The sequence below is a fragment of the Aliamphritea hakodatensis genome (assembly GCF_024347195.1).
GTDB lineage: Bacteria > Pseudomonadota > Gammaproteobacteria > Pseudomonadales > Balneatricaceae > Amphritea > Amphritea hakodatensis.
Genome location: NZ_AP025281.1, coordinates 1,102,663 through 1,123,371 on the forward strand (window position 1 = coordinate 1,102,663; position 20,709 = coordinate 1,123,371).

The window sequence follows — 20,709 nt, forward strand, 5'->3', positions numbered from 1 at the left end:
CCGGTGCAGGTTATCCAGGAAGGACTCCATGAGTAGCCAGAGTTTGTTAGATGAATTAAGCAGTGCGTTAAGCGAAGCCTGCCATTATTTTCAGGGAAAAGACGTTCTTGAGTCTGTTGAAACAGGTGAAGTACCTGTCCCTGATATTACCGCTGAGGAGATTCTTCATCTCCGGCAGGCACTCCACCTTTCACAGTTAGAATTTGCCGCCTTGTTACACACTACCGTGACCACCCTGGAATCCTGGGAGCATGATCTGGCCCGGCCAAATGATCAGGCGGTGACGTTAATTCGTTTAATTAAGGATCATCCGGATACGCTGGCGTATATCGCCGAACAGGAGTAACCGGGGCTTGCGCTGACTGAATGAAGCGCCCGTGCTGCCTGCCAGCCAGTTCTGACAGACATGCTTGTCTGGCGGAGGTAAGCCTTTTCTCTGTAAAAAAACAGCTATTGATACTTGAGTCGCTGAGCTGTGCCGGATAGATTGATAACCTTCCTTTCAGTTACCGGTTTATGAGGCGAATAATGGATAATGGTACGGCACAGGATGTTAACGGCGTGTCTCAGGATGCTAAGAACATGGCATTACTGTCATGGATTGGCACCTTCTTTCTGGGATTTATTCCCGGCTTACTTCTGTATCTTATTAAAACCGACGATGCCTATGTGCAGGATCAGTCTAAAGAATCTCTGAACTGGTCAATCACCGCAATGATTGCCTATTTTGTTGCCTTCCTGCTTAGCTTTATTGTGATCGGCGTCATCCTGATTCCGCTGATCGGCCTGTGTCATCTGATTTTTTGCATTATGGGGGCCGTGGCTACCTCAAAGGGCAAACCGTTTCGGGTGCCGTATGCGATTCGTCTGATCAAATAAACATCCGGCTTACAGGCAGACAGCTCTGCATGAATCTGTCTGCCTGTATGACCGACTGTTATTTTGCAGCCAGAATGCTTTCGGTTTCTTCGATAAATGCTTTCAGCATATTCAGGCATGTAACCGCATCCTCTTCCGTCATATCGTTGCCTTCACGCAGTACGTAACGGGCATCATCCAGATCCGTCCGGTGTGAGAAGTAGAAGGTGTCTTTCCAGAATTTAGCCGCCACCGCTGCTTCCGTTTTCAGATATTCACAGGCAACGGCAGGGTTATTCACACTCGGAAGGGCTGCCAGTGCCTTATGTTTGTAAACCTTCACGACCACGCCTTCTGGCCAGTGCTGCAGGCGCACATCCAGATCATACTTGATATCGGCATTATCTTTTTTAACGCAGACCTTCTTTACCTCAAAAGCACCCTGCCACTGAGCGAACATATCGCCGCTGAAAATCTGGGTTTCAATGTGAGTAAAGTAGTTTTCAATTTGCTGGTTAACCAGGGTGATATCGGCAGACACGGCAGGGCACTCGTAACAGTTAAAAAGGAACAAGGTTACTGGTTTGGCAGGGACTGTTCGACTGATAAATACTTATCGGATGATTAGTGCTTTTTTACGGGGCGATATGATGGTGCAGGTCCATAGCGCTGTGCAGAACTCTTAGCACCGTCAGACTGTTTTCACTGATTACGAAGTAAATAATATGGCGCTGAAACGGGAACTGTAAATGCCGTTTCCCAGTTCCGGACGGTGTTTAGCTGTTTTCGGAAACGCAGAAAGATGCGCCAGTGTTTGCTGGAGCCGGGTAATATAAGCATCAGCCTGAATTCTTCCCCAGCGATACACTGTAAAATCTATGATTCCTTCCAGATCTTGCTCAGCTTTATCCGTAAAGCTGTACTGCATGGTTTAATCTCCCAGACGGTTCCTGAGCCGGTTGATGACTTCTGTACCGTCACTGATGCGACCGGCTTTTATATCCTCTAAACCTTCTTCAAGTTCGGCCTGTAGTGTTTTCATGTGTAACTGATGAAGGCGCTCATATTCTTTTGCCGACAATACCACTGCAACGGGCTTGCCGTTCTTATTGATTCCGACCGGGCCGCTCTGAGCTTTAAGAATCAGTTCTCCGAATTCCCGTTTGGCATCACTGGCACTGAGAGTTTCCATCTGTCCCCCGGAGTAATTAAATTGATCAGTTTAATCAGTATAAGTTGAAAGCATACTTTGTTCCATCGGGGGGAATTTTGCAGATTTTTTCCTTATTTGTGCAGGAGATATACCTTTGTGTTCCGGTTGGGCTGAAGTGCTGTTCAGAACCGTACTGAGAGAGTCTGTTCAGAAAGGTAATTGTGCTGCTGTGTTTGATCAGTGCGATGGATATGTCATGCAGAATTTAAGCTTTCGGGGCTTGATTAGCCGGGCATGCATGCAGGAATCAGACTAGGACGTTTACTTAAGCAGCGCTGAACATAAACATATGACAATAGTGTCTCAAAATGGTTGTTATTGGGATAGAAGTATCAGGCTGGACTGATTATATTAGCGAACAAAAATATAATCATAACAAGGATTACATATGGTTCTGCTGTCAGGGTTAAAGGTCAGGTCGACGCTTTTTCTGGGATTTGGAATTCTGATTGTTATATCGATAGTCAGTTCTATTGCGGTATATGTTCAGTTGGGGAACACGCTTAAGGCGCAGGAATCGTTGCTGAATGTCCGGGCACCGACGGTGGAGTCCGGAATTAAGTTATCCGGAGCGATTAACCAGACCTTATCCGGGTTACGGGGGTATCTGATTTTAGGCGCCGATCCTGTGAAAGCTGATGTTTTTAAAAGTGAACGGGCGACAGGGTGGCAGGTACTTGATGCTTCGTTACAGGAACTGGAAGCTTTCTCTCAGAGCTGGACCGTACCGGACAACATCGACAAGCTGAACCGGATGAAATCGCTCATTGAAGAGTTCCGGGTTGCCCAGCAGGAAATTGAAGATATCGCCCACACCGGTGCGAACATCCCTTCCTATGACATTCTGTTAACACAGGCTGCGCCCACTGCAGCGAAAACCATAGAAGTGCTGACAGAACTCATTGAAGACGAAATGGATGCCTTTGCAGGCCTTGAACGTAAACGTCTGTTGAAGAGTTTTGCCGACAGCCGGGCCTCCTTTGCTCTGAGTCTGGCGAATATCCGGGCTTATCTGTTGTCCGGTGATGAAAAGTTCAGAAACAGTTTTGAGCGCCTGTGGGATAAAAACAGCCAGCAGGTGAAAAGCCTCGAAGGGCGTACGGAGTTTTTTACAGATAAACAGCTGCCGTTATGGCAGGAATATAAGTCGCTGCGTGAAGAGTTTTACCCTTATGTGACAGAAATGTTTGCCTCGCGCAGCAACACTGACTGGAACAAAGCGAATGCGTGGTTAGGCACTAAAGCTGCACCGAAAGCGAAAGAGATTCAGCAGATACTGGTGGATATGCGGACCTCGCAGAAGAAACTCTATGAGACGGATCAGGCAGCGTTATCAGATGCGGTGAACTTCTTACACAGTGTACTGATCGGCAGTTTACTGCTAACCGTCGTGTTAGGTGCCAGCCTTGCCTATGTTATCAGCAGAGCCGTGACCAAACCGTTGGGCGGTGAGCCGGAAGATATGGCCCGACTGGCAGACCGGATCTCGAAAGGGGACTTAACCACTCAGTTTGAGCCGGGCTATAAGGCTGAGGGGCTGTACCTTTCAATGATCAGAATGAACGACAACCTGAAGAATCTGGTGGGGAACATTCATGATCTGTCCGGTGCGATTGCCCAGTCAAGCCAGGCGACGACCAACATTGCAGAGCAGACCAACGACAATGTGCAGTCCCAGTACCAGCAAACCGAGCTGGTGGCCACGGCTGTTGAAGAAATGACCCTGACGGTTAACGAAGTGGCTCAGAACGCCGCCGGCTGTGCGCAGATAACTGATGACTCGGAAGCGATTACGCAGAAAGGTCAGCGGAACGTGGAACAAACCATAGTGACCATTGAAAAGCTGTGCGCTGAAATTGCCCGGGCCTCAGAATCTATTTCTGCGGTACAGGAACAGAGCCTGGCGATTAACTCGATATCTGAAGTCATCGGTGGCATTGCCGACCAGACAAACCTGCTGGCACTGAACGCGGCTATTGAAGCGGCGCGGGCAGGTGAACAGGGCAGGGGCTTTGCGGTGGTTGCTGATGAGGTTCGTTCACTGGCCTCCAAGACTCAGGATTCAATCACCAGCATTAACGATATTATCCACTCGCTGCAGCAGGGGGCTGATAAAGCCGTGAATGTGATGGGCTTAAGCCAAAACATTGCGGTAGAAACCAGCGAACAGGCACGGGTGTCCGGCGAATCGCTACAGCAGATATCTGAATCGGTGAAACAGATTCAGGACATGGCCAGCCAGATCGCTGTGGCCTCTGAAGAGCAGGCCAGTGTAACTGCTGATATCAGCCAGAACATACAGACCATCAGTGACATCTCCCGGGAAACCTCCACCCATGCGAATGACACCGTGGAAGCCGGCCATGAGATGACCTCTAAACTGGAACAGTTAAAGAGTGTGGTCGCGACGTTTAAGGTTTCTTAAACAGGAGCTTTGTAAATAAGCCAGCATCAGATGCTGCAAGGAGCTAAGCTGGCTTATTCTATTAACTACGGAAGCGCGTATGTTTGTTTCTGTTTAGCTTTATTACTGCTTTGAGATTTGTACCGGTATATTCTGCTGTTAAAGCAGTTTTCCCTTTAGTGGCTAAAATCTATTCGGTATGATCATGTAACATTCAGTTCTTCAGGATAACCCTGCTCATGTCTCTGCTCTTCAAAGAAATCGACTGCCAGCCGTCGCCGCTGGGTAATATCTCCCTGCGTCGGCGGCGCTTACCTGCGTTCAGTGACAGAGACATTTATGAAGTGAAGCTCGGTGATGAGTTTCTGATGTCCAGCATGTTTGTTGAGGCGGAAGAAGCGCTTTCTGATCTGGGTCTTGCCGCAGTGGAGGGGGATGATCTCTCTGTGGTCGTCGGTGGTCTGGGCTTGGGTTATACCGCTGTGGCTGCGCTAAAGGATGAACGCATCTCTGAGCAGTTGGTGGTAGATGCACTGGATACGGTAATCGGCTGGCATCAGGATGAACTGGTGCCGCTGGGCAAGGTTTTGAATGCAGATACCCGTAATCGCTATGTACACGGCAGTTTCTTCGATTTAGCAACCGACCCTGAAAACGGCTTCGACCCACAAAGTCCGGGCCGGAAGTTTGATGCCATCCTGTTGGATATCGACCACTCCCCAACAGAATACCTGAACGCATCTAACGCCAGTTTCTACACCACCGAAAATCTGTCACTCATGGCTGAACAACTAAAGCCGAAAGGCGTGTTCGCCATGTGGTCCCAAAACCTCCCTGAAGATAGTTTTATCGAGCTGCTGAAGACCGTATTCGACAGTGTCGAATCCCACATCGTACCTTTCTACAACCCGTTCCTGGGTAGTGAGTCTACGAATTCGGTTTATGTTTGCGTAAAAGGCTGACACCTTACGATTTTGCTGTCTTAATTTTTTATGACTTGGTGCTGTCTAGGTCTGAACAGTGTTTCGTTAGGTTGTAAGGTATGAATGAAGGTTCCTTTTTTTGTAAAAACTGCCAGCTTGTCTTTCGATGAAATGACGAGCATTCCTTCTATTATAATTTTTCCTGTTTGATCTAAAATCTGAGAGCAGTTATATAACTCTTTATCCTCAGGGTAGTGGCAGCCAGATTCCAGGTAAGTTGTAATTCCTTTTTGTGCTGTACTTTGTGCTTGTTCGTAGGAACTTAATAGGATGGATGACCATATTAGTATGAAAAAAAGGACTGTTAGGGTCGTACTTCCCAGCCAATGAACAGTTTCGTAGACAACGATAATGGCTTTAGAGAAGTCGTTATTTTCATAGTGAAAAAATTGAAAGAAGTTGTTTAGTTTTGAACTTGTTTTCGTTGGATGTTCTTTTGTTTCTATCCAATAACGTGCAATTTTAGCTACTAAGTATGTAAATAACACTGAGCCAGCTATAAAACATAAGAAGTAAGTTAGTCCTGATTTACTGGAAATAATATTTGAAAATGAATTTATATAATGTGTGCCTACCAAGTAAGCGTATAGATATGATTCTTGTACACTTAAGGAAAAAGAACCTGAGTTTATACCAAATTCACTTAGGTACACGAGATGATAGATAGTACCCGTCAGATAGCCAATAGGGCCTAATAAGCCTACGGTTGCAATAAACAGGGTGATAATTGTTCCATGCTGTTCGATGTATTTACTTAAGCGAAAAGGTTCAAAGTTTACTTTTTTTGAATTCTGAATAGCTTGTTGATTCATTAACTTTATTCCCTGTTAATAAAAAAATATGAAGTAAATCAGTATCTTCCTGTGGCACGTTACATCAAGATAACAAAAAATAATTTTGTTGTATTGGTTCGTTTTTCTAAGTTTTTTGCTGAATATTAGATATAGCTACTGGCACCAAGCTTCCCCTTCTGTGCAGCCGAGCATTGCAACTGACAACAGATAAGCCTGAGAAATTGTTTGAAGGAGCGGAGCGACTGAGTTTTGCGAAGGCCTGTTGGCAGTGAAACGCGCAGGGCATCCGGCGAAGCTGGACAAGCAGTGGGGCGGCCTTTAGATTGTTAAGACCTTTAGCCGTTTAAAGGTCTTGACTCGACGAAGTCGAAAAAGACCATCCCAAGCTAAGCACCACCAGAGTAACAAAGAAATACACTGATCTCTCCGCTCCTGACTTTTTTAAAGAAAAGTAAGGAGCAACCTAAAAAAGAACCAAAAAAAAATCCCAGCTCAAAGGCTGGGATTTTTATCAGACAAAGAAAATGGAGGGCTGATTACAGCGCCTCAATCTTCCCATATTGCTCAGTCAGCTGCGTCAGCGAAGCCTTAAACTCCCCTAACTTTTCACGCTCTTTAGCCACCACTGCTTCAGGGGCATTGGCAACGAACTTCTCGTTGTTCAGCTTGCCTTCCAGACGGCCGGCTTCCTTCTGCAGTTTGTCCATTTCTTTCTTCAGACGGGCAAGCTCGGCATCTTTGTCGATCAGGCCGGCCATGGGTACCAGTACCTGCATATCACCAACCAGCTGTACTGCAGACATCGGTGCTTCATCGCCCGGGTTCAGCCAGGTGATGGAGCCCAGTGCTGCCAGCTTGGACAGGAAGGCCTGGTTGGCTTCCAGAAGTGCTTTGTCAGCGTCGCTGCCGTTGTTGAACAGGACGTCCAGATCTTTACCCGGGGAGATACCCATCTCACCACGGATGTTACGGATACCGGTGATAACACCCTTCAGCCATTCAATGTTGGCTTCTGCTTCTGTATCCAGCTTGGCGTTGTCGCCCTGCGGGAAAGGTTGCAGCATGATGGTGTCACCTTCTTTCCCGGCTTCTGTCTTGATTGACTGCCAGATTTCTTCTGTGATGTACGGCATGATCGGGTGGGCCAGACGCAGGATCTGCTCAAGTGCGTGAACCAGTGTCTGACGGGTGCCGCGTTTGGCTTCAGCTGAGGCGTTGTCGTCCCACAGTACCGGCTTGGACAGTTCCAGATACCAGCTGCAGTATTCGTTCCAGATGAAGTCATACAGTGACTGAGAGGCCATGTCGAAACGGTATTCGTCCATGTGCTTCTGCACTTCGGTTTCTACGCGCTGCAGCTGGCTGATGATCCAGCGGTCTGCGAGAGACAGCTCTACCGCTGCGCCATTCTGGCCACAGTCTTCGCCTTCGGTGTTCATCTGAACGTAACGGGCAGCGTTCCAGATCTTGTTACAGAAGTTACGGTAACCTTCCAGTCGCTTCATGTCCCAGTTGATGTCACGGCCGGTAGAGGCCAGTGCTGCCAGGGTGAAGCGCAGGGCGTCGGTGCCGTGTGCAGAGATGCCTTCCGGGAACTGCTTTTCGGTACGCTTGCCGATTTTCTCAGCCTGTTGTGGCTGCATCATGTTGCCGGTACGTTTTTCCAGCAGGGCCGGCAGGTCGATACCGTCGATCATGTCCAGCGGGTCCAGTACGTTACCCTTCGACTTGGACATCTTGTCGCCGTTTTCATCACGGATCAGACCGGTAACGTAAACGGTTTTGAACGGTACCTGTGGTTTGCCGTCTTCGTCTTTCATGAAGTGCATGGTCATCATGATCATCCGGGCAACCCAGAAGAAGATGATGTCAAAGCCGGTCACCAGTACGTCGGTCGGGTGGAATGTCTGCAGGCGCTGGGTGTTTTCAGGCCAGCCCAGGGTACCGAAGGTCCACAGGCCGGAACTGAACCAGGTGTCCAGTACGTCGTTGTCCTGAGTTAGCTCAACGCTGTCGTCCAGATTGTATTTCTCACGGGCAGCTGCGGCGCTGTTGGCCACGTATACGTTGCCTTCTGCGTCGTAGTAAGCAGGGATACGGTGGCCCCACCACAACTGACGGGAGATACACCAGTCCTGAATGTCGCGCATCCAGGCGTAGTACATGTTTTCGTACTGCTTAGGCACGAACTGGATGTCACCGTTTTCAACCGCTTCAACCGCTGGCTTGGCCAGCGTCTTGGCATCGGCGAACCACTGGTCGGTCAGCATCGGTTCGATAACCACACCGCCACGGTCGCCGTACGGGATGGTCATGTCGTTTTCGTCGATCTTCACCAGCAGGCCAGCGGCCTCGAAGTCTGCAACTACTTCACGGCGAGCCGCGAAACGTTCCATGCCCCGGTATTTTTCCGGGATGAAGGTGTCCATTTCGGTGTTTGGCGTGCCGTCGGTGTTGAAGCATTCTGCTTCATCACGGATGTCTGCATTCAGGGTGAGGATGTTCACCATTGGCAGACCGCAGCGTTTGCCGACTTCGTTATCGTTGAAGTCGTGGGCCGGGGTGATTTTCACGCAGCCGGTGCCTTTTTCCATGTCGGCGTGTTCGTCGGCAACGATTGGGATACGGCGGCCAACCAGCGGCAGGATGATTTCTTTGCCGATCAGCGCTTTGTAACGGTCGTCTTCCGGGTTAACGGCGACGCCGGTGTCGCCCAGCATAGTTTCCGGACGGGTAGTTGCCACGACGAGGAAGTCATCGCCTTCAGCGGTTTTTGCGCCGTCGGCCAGCGGGTAGCGCAGGTACCACATCTTGCCTTTAACGTCGCGGTTTTCCACTTCCAGATCGGAGATAGCGGTGTGCAGTTTCGGGTCCCAGTTCACCAGGCGTTTGCCACGGTAGATCAGGCCTTCGTCATACAGGCGGATAAAGACTTCCTGGACGGCGTTGTAGAAACCGTCGTCCATGGTGAAACGTTCGGTTGGCCAGTCGACGGAGTTACCCAGACGGCGCATCTGACCGGTAATGGTGCCACCGGATTCTTCTTTCCATTCCCAGATCTTGTTGATGAAGTTTTCACGGCCGAGATCGTGGCGGGTTTTCTGTTCTTCAGCGGCCAGTTTGCGTTCAACGACCATCTGGGTTGCGATGCCGGCGTGATCGGTGCCCACTTGCCACAGGGTGTTTTTGCCCTGCATACGCTGGTAACGGGTCAGGGCGTCCATGATGGTGTGCTGGAAAGCGTGGCCCATGTGCAGGCTGCCGGTGACGTTCGGTGGCGGAATCATGATGCAGTATGAATCGCCTTCGCCGGATGGGGCGAAGTAACCGTTGTCTTCCCAGGTTTTATACCAGGATTTTTCGATCTCGTGGGGCTGGTAGGTCTTATCCATTATGCTCGTCCAAAACGCAGATGTTCACACTTGCCGGTTACAGCCCAGAGGCGGGCTTGCAGCTAAAAGCAGCGAGGGTGATAAATTGGCAAAAAATTGGTGTCGATTATACCGGCAGACGGGGCCAGAAAACATAGAGCAGGGCACAAATATAGGATGAATTCGCTTCAGTTAGCCGTATGCCCGGTTTTGGGGGAGGTAAAGCGTTGTGGGGCGCTGGTTACTGAGTGTAAGAACTCAGGATTTTGGCCGCATGTCGTGCATTTTGATTTCGATGCCGGCGTCTTTGTAGGTGGCGTAGTTTTTTCGGGTGGCGGTCAGGATATCATCCTGCTGGACGACGATTTCCAGAATGCGCTCGAACTTCAGGGTTTCCCCGGCGGTATCCAGATGCAGGTTGATGTATACGTCCCGGTGTTCCGGCAGGGTATCGCCCCAGCCAATCTGAACCGGTGCCGGCGTGTCGGCTCCGGAGCTGGCATTACTGATAATGCCGTGAGGAATAAAGGCTTCCGGGCGGTAATCCCAGAGGAGCTGATCAAGCCGTTCGGCTTCCTGTTCGCTGGCCACTGAGATGAATACCTGGCGGCCCTTGCCCAGCACTTTATCTGCCAGCCGGCAGAGAAAGGTATAGCGGCTGTCATGCTGGGTATCGGTAAGGACGTAAAAGTCGGCCTGGCTCAATGGTTTGTCTCAGGAAAGTGAATCGGACTGTGGTTCAGTGTGTAGCTAATGTAAGAAGAAACGGCGGTTATTTCAACCGCCGTTGTGCCTGTTCAGGGCTCAGATAGCCGGGCTCAGTGGTCGTGGCCACAGCCTTCCTGTTCTTCTTCGCCTTCATCCACCTGATTCAGCAGGTGCTGGCACAGTAACGGTACGCAGCGGCCTGTAGAGCCTTTAGCTTTACCGTTGCTGTTCCAGGCAACACCGGCGATATCCAGATGCGCCCAGGCGAATTTATCCGCGAAACGTGCCAGGAAGCATGCCGCGGTAATCGTACCGGCAGAAGGGCCGCCGATGTTGGCGATGTCGGCAAAGTTGCTGTCCAGCTGTTCCTGATATTCTTCGCCCATTGGCAGACGCCACGCGCGGTCGGCAGAGAATTCACCGGCTGCCAGCAGGCTGTCGGCCAGTTCATCATTATTACTCAGCAGGCCAGCGGTGTGGTGGCCCAGTGCAACGATGCAGGCACCGGTGAGGGTCGCTACGTCGACCACAGATGCAGGCTCAAAGCGCTCGGCATAGGTCAGGGCGTCGCACAGTACCAGGCGGCCTTCGGCGTCGGTATTCAGAATTTCAACGGTCTGGCCAGACATGGTGGTAACGACATCGCCCGGCTTGGTCGCTTTGCTGGATGGCATGTTTTCGGCGCTGGCTACGATGGCAACCACGTTGATTGGCAGGGCCATTTCAGTCAGGGATTCCATTGCACCGATAACGCTGGCGGCACCGCACATGTCGAACTTCATTTCGTCCATCTTGGCGCCTGGTTTCAGGCTGATGCCGCCGGTATCAAAGGTGATGCCTTTACCGACCAGTACGTGTGGCTTGTCGCCTTCTTCACCGCCTTTATATTCCATAACGATCAGTTTGGATGGCTGAATAGAACCTTCACCCACCGACAGCAGGGAGAACATCCCCAGTTCTGCCATCTGGTCTTCTTCCAGTACCGTGGTGGTCAGCTGGTCGCATTCGGCGTCCAGTGCCATGGCAATTTCAGACAGGTAAGTCGGGGTACAGATGTTACCCGGCAGGTTGCCCAGTTCACGGGCGGTGGTAACACCGTTGGCGATGGCGCTGCCGTCGGCGATGGAGTATTCCGCCAGTTCTGCGTCTGCTTCATCTACACGGAATGCCAATGATTCCAGTGCCAGTTCGTCAGCTTTTTTGCTCTTGGTGGTATCGTACTGGTACAGCTCAGCGCTGGCCCATTCCGTGTTGTGACGGATCTGACGGTACAGGTCGTCGTCGTTGCTTTCCATGTGATCCAGCGCGAATACCGCATTGCTCAGTTTCAGGGCTTTGATCTGGCCCATACCGGCAACAATCACTTTCCGCTGAGTCCGGTCGGTACGGTCTTCCTGTTTGCCAACACCCATCAGTACCACGCGCTTGGCGTTGATGCCCGGAACCTTGTGCAGCAGCAGGGTTTCACCGGCTTTACCGTTGTGGTCAGCAGCGATATCGCTCAGGTAACCGCCGGATTTAGCGTCAACTTCTAATGCGGACGGGCTGAGTTTACCCTCCGGGGCAATGGCCAGAATAAGACATTCGGTTTCAAGGTCGGTGACCGCATCGGTAAAGATTTCAAATTGCATGGTTACTCCAGAGAAGACATCGTGTCAGCTTTGTAAGATAATGCCGGCGGTGTTTTGCCGGTAAAAACAGTTGGCCTGGCACTGTACCCGGTGCTGACCGGTAAAGGGTCAGACGGTTGTGTGCAGCCGTTTGCTGAAGTGTATATGAATGTGTGGCATCTGCCCAACCGGATCAGTGACATCGGAAATGTTTTTACCGCGTTGTGGCCAGCGGCTCCGGGAACATCAGGGGCTTTGCAGAGTCAGTATGTTGAATGTGTTTTATCTCAAGCCATCGAGAGATTAAAAGTTGATTATCTTCCGTTATATAAGCCGTGAAGTTTTGCTCAGTATGAGTGCCGTCAGCGGCGTCCTGTTGCTGATTATTATGAGCGGCCGTTTTATCCGTTACCTGACCAATGCAGCGGCCGGTAAGTATTCCGTGGATACTGTCTTTCAGTTCATGCTGTACCGGATGCCGGGTTTTCTTGAGCTTATTTTGCCACTGGGGCTGTTTCTGGGGATTTTGCTGGCCTACGGCCGCCTGTATCTGGAAAGTGAAATGGCGGTGCTGAAAGCCACCGGCATGAGCCAGCGCCGTTTATCTCTGTACACGCTGGGGCCTGCCACTCTGGTGGCGGCGGTCGTAGCGGTAATGAGCCTGTGGCTGACCCCTGCCGGCGTACAGAAAGCCGAAACGGTGTTTCAGCAGAGCCAGCAAAGTACGCTGGACAGTGTGGTACCGGGCCGTTTTCAGGAGCAGCCGGACGGTTTCCGCTCAACCTATATTGAAATGCTGAACAGTGAGTCGCGCCGGATGGAGGGCATTTTTGTGTCCGAAACCATTCCAGGCCAGCCGCTGGCGGTGGTGGCTGCTGAGACTGGCCGACAGGTCACTGATCCGGAAACCGGTGCCCGTTATCTGGTGCTGGAGAACGGTTTCCGTTACGAAGGCCAGCCCGGTGAGGCAAAGTATCGCGAAATTCAGTTTGAAGAGTACGGTATACGTTTACCTGAAGCGGATGATGAACCGGAGGTTTCCGGTACCGATATGGCCACCACAGAGAATTTATTCGGCGGTACCCCTGAAGAAGTGGCCCAGCTGCACTGGCGCATTTCACTGCCGGTTATGTGTCTGATTGTTGCCCTGTTGGCGGTGCCTCTGAGCAAAACCAATCCACGCCAGGGGCGGTTTGCCAAACTGATTCCTTCGATCCTGCTGTATCTTCTGTATCTGCTGTTGCTGACTAACACCCGTACGCTGGTGGAAGACGGCGATGCGCCGGTTTTTGTGATGTGGGTGGTGCATCTGGCATTTTTCGGCTTTGCCATGAGTTTGCTGTTCGCCGGCCGGTTCTGGGAAAAGCTTGGCGACAGGCTGGGCATCTTTACTGATAAAGTGTCGGTTAAAAACTTACTGAAAGGGAAGTCCGGTGATGCCTGATATTATGATGAACCGGCTGGACCGTTATATCAGCTCGGCGGTGCTGTCTTCTCTGGCGGTGGTGCTGGCCATTGTGATTGGTCTGGATGTGCTGTTTGCCATGCTGGATCAGCTGGAAGATGTGAATGACCGTTTCACCATGGGCGCGTTACTGGAGTATCTGGCGCTCACCACACCGAAACGCTTTTATGACTTTATTCCGCTGAGTTGTCTGGTGGGGTGTCTGATCGGGCTGGGCAGTCTGGCGTCTGGCAGTGAGTTAACAGTGATGCGGGCTGCGGGTATTTCCATTGGCCGGATCGTATTGGCGGTATTGAAGCCGATCATTGCGCTGGGCATTGTTACCGTGCTGCTGGGTGAGTACGTGGTGCCTGTTACCGAAACGCTGGCGGACAGCCGGCGGGCGGTGAAGGTCAGTAACGGGGCGATCACGTCCGGTTATGGTATCTGGCACCGGGAGCGGGATGAATATATCCATATTAATGCGGTGCTGCCGGACGGTTCTCTGAAAGGCGTCACCCGTTATAAGTTTGATCAGGATGACAGCCTGATTTCCAGTAGCTATGCCGCCAGTGGCCGTTATTCGGATGATAAGTGGCTGCTGAGCAATGTGCGGGAAACCCTGTTCAGTGAAGACCGCACTCAGGCGAACAGCTATGACACCCAGAACTGGGATGTAAAGCTGACGCCACAGCGGTTGTCGGTGATCATCGTTGAGCCGGATGAGCTGCCGATATCCGGTTTGCTGAGCTATAGCAGTTATTTGCGTGAGCAGGGGCTGGAGTCGACCACCTATATGCTGGCGTTCTGGAGCAAGCTGTTCCAGCCATTATCCATGATCGCGCTGGTGCTGGTGGCGATCTCGTTTATTTTCGGGCCGCTACGGAGCGTAACCACTGGCCAGCGGGTGATTTCCGGTGTGGTCGTTGGGGTGATGTTTAAATTTGCGCAGGATCTGCTGGCACCGGTCAGTACCCTGTACAGCATTGCGCCTTTCTGGGCCGCGCTGATGCCAATTCTTATCTGCGGGTTAATTGGCAGCTGGTTATTGCGTCGGGCAGGGTAAGGCCTGCCTCAGAATCAAAAAAGCCGCTGTCTCCCGGGGAGGCAGCGGCTTTTTTGTAACCGTGTTTTATGACTTTTGCTTTTTAGGCAGCAGTACAATCTGAGTTTCTGAGAAGCTGTCATGCCAGGTGGCTTTTCCGGGAGAGAACAGCATCCACAGGAAGCCCAGGCCGCCACAGGCAAATGAGACGATTGCCATCATGAAACGCAGCAGGGCCTGTTTAAGATTAATGTGGCAGTTGTCGATCGTTTGTACCCGCATTTGCCAGGCCTGCATGCCCAGCGTCTGACCTAAACGGATCCAGAAGTAGGCGAAGAAGGCGAAGGTAATTAAAAACAGGACGCTCTGGAACAGCGGGCCGGAGACGGATTCGCCACCGTTCAGGCCAACCGCAACAAAGCCTGTACACATCCAGATCGCGACAACCAGCAGGCCGTCATACACCATTGCTGCCAGGCGGCGTAACAGGGATGGCTGGCGGAGTTCGCCGTCTAGTTCCGGGAAAGGTTTATTCATTACAGTCTCGTATACAGGTAAAAACAGTCAGCTGTTGGTGGCGGATGTTTATGCTCGGCTGAGTTTAAATACCGGCCGTATCCAGATGCCCAGATAACTGCCGATGATGGCACCGACCAACCATAGCCAGCCGTGCATACTACCGGAAACGATGCCGCCAAAGAAGGCTCCGATATTGCAGCCGAAGGAAATGGTGGCGCCATAGCCCAGCATCAGACCGCCTAATGCGGATGCCAGCCAGTGCAGCGGCGGAATGCGCCACTGCCAGCTGAAACGCCCGGCCAGCGAGGCAGCCAGCAGAGCACCGAGTATAATGCCGATGTTCATAACGGACACGGTATCTTCCCAGATGCTTTCCAGCAGGGCGTCGTCCCGGCCAGGCTGCAGCCAGTAGGTCCAGAAGTCCGGTTCCAGTTCATAGCCCAGCTGCAGGCTGGTATCCAGCCAGAGGGCCAGTTTGGTTCCCCACAGGGGGTAAGACAGGGCAACGGACCACGGACGGCCGGTCACAATCACCACGATATAATTCAGTACCGCCAGCGCAACTGCGCCCCAGATCAGTGGCCAGGGGCCGCGAAGTAACCGCTTACTCAGTGGCAGGTTCTTGCCGGCATCATCCGCCTGTAATTCGCCGTGCCGGCGTTTTTCCAGCCAGACGGTGCCAAGGGCGATTAAGCCAAACGCTGCCAGATTCACCGCCAGCGCGGTGATCAGTCCGAGGTTCTGTAAGCTGGAAACCGGTGCCAGCTGGGGCAGGGTGGTCCACCATTCGTAATCGGCAGTTGCCCAGAAGCCCCCGGCCATAAAGCCGATAATCGACGGGATTGCCCGTAACTGGCCCCCGCCGACCTGAAACAGATTACCTGAGCCACAGCCGCCGGCGATTTGCATGCCAATGCCAAACAGGGCAGCACCAAAAAGTACTGAGAAGCCCAGCGGGCGGTTAAAGCCGTTAACATCGTTGCCGAACGCGCTGCCGGCATCGAGAATCGGAAATATCAGACAGACAGCGACGGCCAGCATCAGCATCTGGGCGCGCAGGCCACGGCCGCGGCGTTCAGTGATCAGGTTTCGCCAGGCTGCCGTGAAACCGAAGGAGGCCTGATATAATGCCAGCCCCAGTGCGCCGCCAAGCATCAGCAGGAGGGCCGCATGGGCGCTGATATCGCGGTAAAGTAATCCCGCCAGCAGGGCAAAAAGCCCCAGTGAGATGAATAAAGGCCGGCTGATCAGTGGCGCAGTCTGGCTCATGGTTGGTCCCTGTACGGTGAGCGGTTAGCTGTGAACGGTTAGTAACGAACGATTAGTTGCGAGCGGGGAGTATAGGGGATGTCAGAAGTGAGGCCAATTTTGTGGCACATTTTTCTTATACAGAAAAGCCGGCATGTGAGCCGGCTTTCTGAATATTCAGGTACGCTTACTTGAACGGTGTTACAAATTTTTTCTTGTAGTCTTCGGCCAGGCGCTTGGCTTCTTCCAGTTCCTTGTCGGACAGTTTCATGACAATCCGTGACTGAATGGCGCGGGCGGTCGGGTTACCCAGTTCCATGGCATTCTGTAACCAGGCATACGCTGAGATATTTGTGCCATGGCTGGCATCACCGCCGTGGGCGTTGGAGTACAGTGCGCCGAGGAAGAACATCGCATCCGTATGGCCCTGTTCAGCGGCTTTGCGGTACCAGCGTTCTGCCTGGGTAAAGTCCTGCTGAACGCCGGTGCCAAAGTTGTAGCTGCGGCCAATGTTGTGCTGTGCGATGACCAGTCCCTGATCGCCGGCGCGCTTGTACCATTCAATGGCTTTGGCCGGGTCACGTTTGACGCCGTAACCGAATTCATACATTTCACCCAGACGGTTCTGGGCAGTGGCGTCACCCCCTTCTGCCGCAGGCTGAACCGTTTCCAGTTCTACTTTGTAGCCTTTGTCTTTATAAGCCCGGCGGGAATCCACGCAGCTCAGGTTTCCCTGATCGGCACAGCGGTTATACAGTTTCAGTGCTTCCTGTTCGTCGGCGTCAACCCCCAGACCGAACTCATACATCTGGCCCAGATAGTTCATGGCTTCCAGATTATTTTCCTTGGCCAGTGGGGCCAGCTCGGCCAGCGCAATCGCGTAGTCCTTGTTTTCAAAAGCCTGAATACCCTTTGCCAGGTTTGCTGCCAGAGTGGCAGTTGTATGCAGGCTTAGCAGCAGGCCGGTAGCGATCAGAAGTTTTTTGCTCATTGGCGGACGCTCGTATATGACGGATATTATTTAACAGGGCGCATTATAACGCCCGATTGTTCAGTATCGAAAGGTACAGTTATATTCATTTTTACCGGGACTCATGCGGTGTTCCTTTTTCCGGCGGAGTCCGGTGATTGGCGGTAAGACCTGTTTTTTGCCAGAAGGTTGCAATCGGGTTTAATATTAACGGTGTCTAATATAGCGGTGGATTTTAACGGATATCTGACAAAAAAACAGGCCGGTGCGACGATTTGTCCACAGCAATGGTTGTCTGAGTGATCAGGATCAAGACAGTTTTTCCCCACCGGGGCTGAACTTGCTGACCGGTGTTTAGGTCAACGGTTAACGGGTTGCGGGTTTCTGCGTTGTGCAATAGAGTGTCAGAAGCGCATTCAGAGAGTACTCAAACTGAGGCTGTTCTATTAGTATCTGTTTGATATTGTTATTAATATTGTTGTGTATTGTCGGCAGGATGCTGGCGGATAACCGGGGTTGCGGAGGTGTGTATGTTTCAGGATATGTCGAAGACGTTGAATCAGTCGATGAGCCCTTTTAAGGAGCTGGTGGATATACAAACAAAAATGCTGGAGCAGCTGACCCAGCAGCAAATGGCCTGTACCAAAGCCTGTATTGACGCCACTATGCAGCAAACTCAGGCTCTGCAGGGCTGTTCATCCGCAGAGCAGTTGGTTGAGTTGCAAAAAGCCTATGCCAGCCAGCTGGAAGCTAACCTGACCGCGGCCAATGAAAGTAACCTCAAAGCACTGGCTGATGCCCAGGCGTCAGTGGAAAAACTGGCTCAGGATTCCTTCGAGGCATTTGCTTCCAAACCCTGAACCGCGCGGGTAATATGCGTGCCATCTTATACGGTCCTGTTTAAGGGCCGTTTTTATGTGTCTATCGGAATGAATATATGTCCCAGACGATCGGTTTATTTTACGGTTCCACCACCGGTAATACGGAAGATGTTGCAGAGCGGGTTGCGGCACAGCTAGGGTCTGACAATGTTTGCTTACATGACGTGGCGGATAATGGCCTGGCCGGGTTTGATAAGTACAACAGTCTGATTTTTGGCATTTCCACCTGGGATTTCGGAGAGCTGCAGGAAGACTGGGATGATATCTGGTCAGAAGTGGATGATCTGGATTTCAGTGGGATGACCTGCGCGCTGTTTGGATTAGGCGATCAGATTGGCTATCCGGAATGGTTTCTGGATGCCATGGGCATGTTGCATGAAAAGTTACAGAAAGGCGGTGCCCGTGTGGTGGGTTACTGGCCCAATCAGGGCTATGACTTTGAGGCGTCCAAAGCATTAACTGCAGACGCGTCTCAATTTGTCGGGCTGGCGCTGGATGACGACGGGCAGGCCGGTGAAACCGATGAGCGGATTGCTGAATGGTGTGCGCAGATTAAACCTGAGCTGGGTCTTTAAGCGTTTTAAAACAGCAACGCCGCGCCACAGCCACACAGAGTCATAATAAACAGGAACCATTTCAGGGTCTGCTGTTTCACGCTGACGGCAAAGTGTACCCCGATTCTGGCGCCGATCATGGCGCCGGCCCCCAGGATCAGCCCGGGTAACCAGAGTACCTGATCCTGCGAAATGAAGATTCCCAGCGCAACTGCTGTAAAGGCCAGTGAACAGATAAGTTTCAGTGCGTTGGCGCGCACCAGATCATAACGCAGGCTGCCGGCCAGTGCGCCCAGCAGAATGAACCCAACCCCGGCCTGAACAAACCCGCCGTAAAATCCGGCAATTCCCAGCCACCACCAGGATGAAGGCTTGTCACGGACCTTGTACGCCTGAGTGCCTTGCGGCGGGCAGACCACCGACGGACGCAGCAGAATAATCAGTGCCATGGTCAGCATCGCGCCCAGTAGCAGGGGTTTCAGTATCCAGCCGGGGGCGAAAGCGGCGGCAATTGCGCCCAGCAGTCCACCGGCAAGCGTGGGTATTAGAATGGGGCCGATATCATCAGCAGGAAGCTTGCCTTTGCTTTTAAAGCCGAAGACGCCGGTGAGCGACTGCAGGAAGATGCCCAGCCGGTTGGTGGCATTGGCAATTTCCGCCGGCATGCCCATGACCATCAGTACCGGAAGGGTCAGGTTGGAGCCGCCGCCTGCGAGGACGTTGATAATGCCGGAAGCGATGCCAACGGCGATCAGTAGCAGGATGGTGACAAGTGACAGTTCCATTATTGCGGTCCGTTGGGTTCCATATCCGGGGGATGCATCATAGCTAATTCGCAGGATAAGCGGAAATTGCCGGGTTTCATACGCCGAAACGTTTTCACTGGCCCTTACTTCGGGTAAAATACTGTGCCTTTTTATTTGGCTTGGCAGGCGGTGTTTATTCCCGCTTTACAGCCGTTCATTTAACTGTCGAGTGTGATCATCAACGATGGAAGTTAATCCAATCATTACCAGCCTGAAGGATATCAGTGAGCGTACTGAAGTACTGCGCGGATATCTGGAGTATGCCGAGAAACAGGATCGCCTGGAAGAAGTGACCCGTGAACTGGAAGATCCAGCGGTGTGGAACGAACCTGAACGTGCTCAGGCACTGGGTAAGGAACGTTCTGCTCTGGAAGGGGTGGTAAAGACCATTGATGATCTGACCAACGGTGTGAGCGAAGCCGAAGAGCTGCTGGAAATGGCCGTTGAGGAAGACGACGAAGATACCGTTGAAGAAGTGCGCAGCGAAGTGGCTGCGCTGGAAGCTCTGCTGGGGCAGCTGGAATTCCGCCGCATGTTCTCTGGCGAAGCCGACGGTAACAATGCGTACCTGGACATTCAGGCCGGTTCCGGTGGTACCGAGGCACAGGACTGGGCAGAAATGATGCTGCGCATGTACCTGCGCTGGGGTGAAGATAAAGGCTTTAAAACTGAATTGCTGGAATGTTCCGCCGGTGATGTGGCGGGTATCAAGTCCGCAACGATCAGTTTTCAGGGTGAGTACGCCTTCGGCTGGTTACGCACTGAGACCGGTGTACACCGTCTGGTACGTAAATCTCCGTTCGATTCCGGCGGTCGCCGTCATACGTCATTCTCTTCAGTCTTCGTATCGCCGGAGATTGATGACAACATCGAGATCGAAATTAACCCGGCAGATCTGCGGGTGGATGTATACCGTGCATCCGGTGCCGGTGGTCAGCACGTAAACAGAACTGAATCTGCGGTACGTATTACCCACGGCCCGTCCGGCATTGTGGTGCAGAGCCAGAGTCAGCGTTCCCAGCACCAGAACAAAGATACCTGTATGAAGCAGCTGCGGGCCAAGCTCTACGAGATGGAGATGCTCAAGCGCAGCGAAGCGGCACAGGAAACAGAAGATAACAAAGCGGATATTGGCTGGGGCAGCCAGATCCGTTCTTACGTGCTGGATGATCAGCGTATTAAAGATCTGCGTACCAATGTTCAGAGCAGCAACTGTGACCGGGTACTGGACGGCGATCTGGACCTGTTTATTGAGGCAAGCCTCAAAGCAGGACTGTAAGAAGGTCTTCAAACCGGTCTTA

At 52.0% G+C, this 20,709-nt stretch carries 20 protein-coding genes; 9 read left to right on the forward strand and 11 right to left on the reverse strand.

Annotated features, from left to right (window positions below; translation table 11 throughout):
- The first annotated feature begins 28 nt into the window (after positions 1 to 28).
- Complete coding sequence (locus PCI15_RS05000) at positions 29 to 346, forward strand: helix-turn-helix domain-containing protein (protein WP_271273264.1); 318 nt, start codon at positions 29 to 31, stop codon at positions 344 to 346.
- A 182-nt stretch (positions 347 to 528) separates the two neighbouring features.
- A complete protein-coding gene (locus PCI15_RS05005) occupies positions 529 to 879 on the forward strand; it encodes a DUF4870 domain-containing protein (protein WP_271273265.1) in 351 nt (116 codons plus the stop codon).
- A gap of 58 nt (positions 880 to 937) precedes the next feature.
- Here the strand turns inward: PCI15_RS05005 and PCI15_RS05010 are convergent, their stop codons facing one another.
- The 3 genes from PCI15_RS05010 to PCI15_RS05020 form a co-directional block, all read right to left on the reverse strand.
- Positions 938 to 1,399, reverse strand: a complete 462-nt coding sequence (locus PCI15_RS05010; RefSeq protein ID WP_271273266.1) for a hypothetical protein — start codon at positions 1,397 to 1,399, stop codon at positions 938 to 940.
- A gap of 168 nt (positions 1,400 to 1,567) precedes the next feature.
- Positions 1,568 to 1,786, reverse strand: a complete 219-nt coding sequence (locus PCI15_RS05015; RefSeq protein WP_271273267.1) for a type II toxin-antitoxin system RelE/ParE family toxin — start codon at positions 1,784 to 1,786, stop codon at positions 1,568 to 1,570.
- A gap of 3 nt (positions 1,787 to 1,789) precedes the next feature.
- Positions 1,790 to 2,050, reverse strand: a complete 261-nt coding sequence (locus PCI15_RS05020; protein ID WP_271273268.1) for a type II toxin-antitoxin system Phd/YefM family antitoxin — start codon at positions 2,048 to 2,050, stop codon at positions 1,790 to 1,792.
- A gap of 409 nt (positions 2,051 to 2,459) precedes the next feature.
- On the opposite strand from PCI15_RS05020, the gene PCI15_RS05025 reads away from it, so the two are divergent.
- Positions 2,460 to 4,496, forward strand: a complete 2,037-nt coding sequence (locus PCI15_RS05025) for a HAMP domain-containing methyl-accepting chemotaxis protein (protein WP_271273269.1) — start codon at positions 2,460 to 2,462, stop codon at positions 4,494 to 4,496.
- A gap of 218 nt (positions 4,497 to 4,714) precedes the next feature.
- Positions 4,715 to 5,437 carry a spermidine synthase family protein gene (locus PCI15_RS05030; RefSeq protein ID WP_271273270.1) on the forward strand — a complete coding sequence of 241 codons (723 nt, stop codon included), beginning with the start codon at positions 4,715 to 4,717 and terminating at the stop codon, positions 5,435 to 5,437.
- 20 nt (positions 5,438 to 5,457) lie between these two features.
- Here the strand turns inward: PCI15_RS05030 and PCI15_RS05035 are convergent, their stop codons facing one another.
- The 4 genes from PCI15_RS05035 to PCI15_RS05050 all read right to left on the reverse strand — a co-directional run bounded on the left by PCI15_RS05035 (position 5,458) and on the right by PCI15_RS05050 (position 11,962).
- Positions 5,458 to 6,270, reverse strand: coding sequence for a hypothetical protein (locus tag PCI15_RS05035; protein WP_271273271.1), 813 nt, complete (start codon positions 6,268 to 6,270; stop codon positions 5,458 to 5,460).
- Between the two features lie 518 nt (positions 6,271 to 6,788).
- Positions 6,789 to 9,644: a valine--tRNA ligase gene (locus PCI15_RS05040; protein ID WP_271273272.1), complete on the reverse strand. Its 2,856-nt coding sequence runs from the start codon at positions 9,642 to 9,644 to the stop codon at positions 6,789 to 6,791.
- Positions 9,645 to 9,881: 237 nt separating this feature from the next.
- Positions 9,882 to 10,328, reverse strand: coding sequence for a DNA polymerase III subunit chi (locus tag PCI15_RS05045; RefSeq protein ID WP_271273273.1), 447 nt, complete (start codon positions 10,326 to 10,328; stop codon positions 9,882 to 9,884).
- Positions 10,329 to 10,441: 113 nt separating this feature from the next.
- Positions 10,442 to 11,962, reverse strand: a complete 1,521-nt coding sequence (locus tag PCI15_RS05050) for a leucyl aminopeptidase (protein ID WP_271273274.1) — start codon at positions 11,960 to 11,962, stop codon at positions 10,442 to 10,444.
- Between the two features lie 289 nt (positions 11,963 to 12,251).
- Between PCI15_RS05050 and lptF the strand changes: the two genes are divergently transcribed.
- Positions 12,252 to 13,385, forward strand: coding sequence for an LPS export ABC transporter permease LptF (gene lptF / locus PCI15_RS05055; RefSeq protein ID WP_271273275.1), 1,134 nt, complete (start codon positions 12,252 to 12,254; stop codon positions 13,383 to 13,385).
- The gene (gene lptG, locus PCI15_RS05060; RefSeq protein WP_271273276.1) at positions 13,378 to 14,451 is read left to right on the forward strand and encodes an LPS export ABC transporter permease LptG; all 1,074 of its coding nucleotides are present in this window, start codon (positions 13,378 to 13,380) and stop codon (positions 14,449 to 14,451) included. The genes lptF and lptG overlap by 8 nt, the downstream gene beginning before the upstream one ends.
- A 66-nt stretch (positions 14,452 to 14,517) precedes the next feature.
- Here the strand turns inward: lptG and PCI15_RS05065 are convergent, their stop codons facing one another.
- From PCI15_RS05065 to PCI15_RS05075, 3 genes are all read right to left on the reverse strand, one after another.
- Positions 14,518 to 14,967 carry an RDD family protein gene (locus PCI15_RS05065; protein WP_271273277.1) on the reverse strand — a complete coding sequence of 150 codons (450 nt, stop codon included), beginning with the start codon at positions 14,965 to 14,967 and terminating at the stop codon, positions 14,518 to 14,520.
- Positions 14,968 to 15,015: 48 nt separating this feature from the next.
- On the reverse strand, positions 15,016 to 16,218 hold the full coding sequence (locus tag PCI15_RS05070) for a YeeE/YedE family protein (protein ID WP_271273278.1): 1,203 nt from the start codon (positions 16,216 to 16,218) through the stop codon (positions 15,016 to 15,018).
- Between the two features lie 166 nt (positions 16,219 to 16,384).
- Positions 16,385 to 17,188: a tetratricopeptide repeat protein gene (locus tag PCI15_RS05075; RefSeq protein ID WP_271273279.1), complete on the reverse strand. Its 804-nt coding sequence runs from the start codon at positions 17,186 to 17,188 to the stop codon at positions 16,385 to 16,387.
- Between the two features lie 509 nt (positions 17,189 to 17,697).
- On the opposite strand from PCI15_RS05075, the gene PCI15_RS05080 reads away from it, so the two are divergent.
- Together PCI15_RS05080 and fldB are read left to right on the forward strand one after the other, a co-directional pair.
- On the forward strand, positions 17,698 to 18,027 hold the full coding sequence (locus PCI15_RS05080; protein WP_205659171.1) for a phasin family protein: 330 nt from the start codon (positions 17,698 to 17,700) through the stop codon (positions 18,025 to 18,027).
- A 77-nt stretch (positions 18,028 to 18,104) separates the two neighbouring features.
- The gene (gene fldB, locus PCI15_RS05085; protein WP_271273280.1) at positions 18,105 to 18,623 is read left to right on the forward strand and encodes a flavodoxin FldB; all 519 of its coding nucleotides are present in this window, start codon (positions 18,105 to 18,107) and stop codon (positions 18,621 to 18,623) included.
- Between the two features lie 5 nt (positions 18,624 to 18,628).
- On the opposite strand, the gene PCI15_RS05090 is transcribed toward fldB, so the two are convergent.
- Entirely contained in the window at positions 18,629 to 19,387 is a 759-nt protein-coding gene (locus PCI15_RS05090) for a sulfite exporter TauE/SafE family protein (RefSeq protein WP_271273281.1), read from the reverse strand.
- Positions 19,388 to 19,592: 205 nt separating this feature from the next.
- Here PCI15_RS05090 and prfB point away from each other — a divergent pair, with 205 nt between their 5' ends.
- Complete coding sequence (prfB, locus tag PCI15_RS05095; RefSeq protein WP_271273282.1) at positions 19,593 to 20,687, forward strand: peptide chain release factor 2; 1,095 nt, start codon at positions 19,593 to 19,595, stop codon at positions 20,685 to 20,687.
- Positions 20,688 to 20,709: the final 22 nt, after the last annotated feature.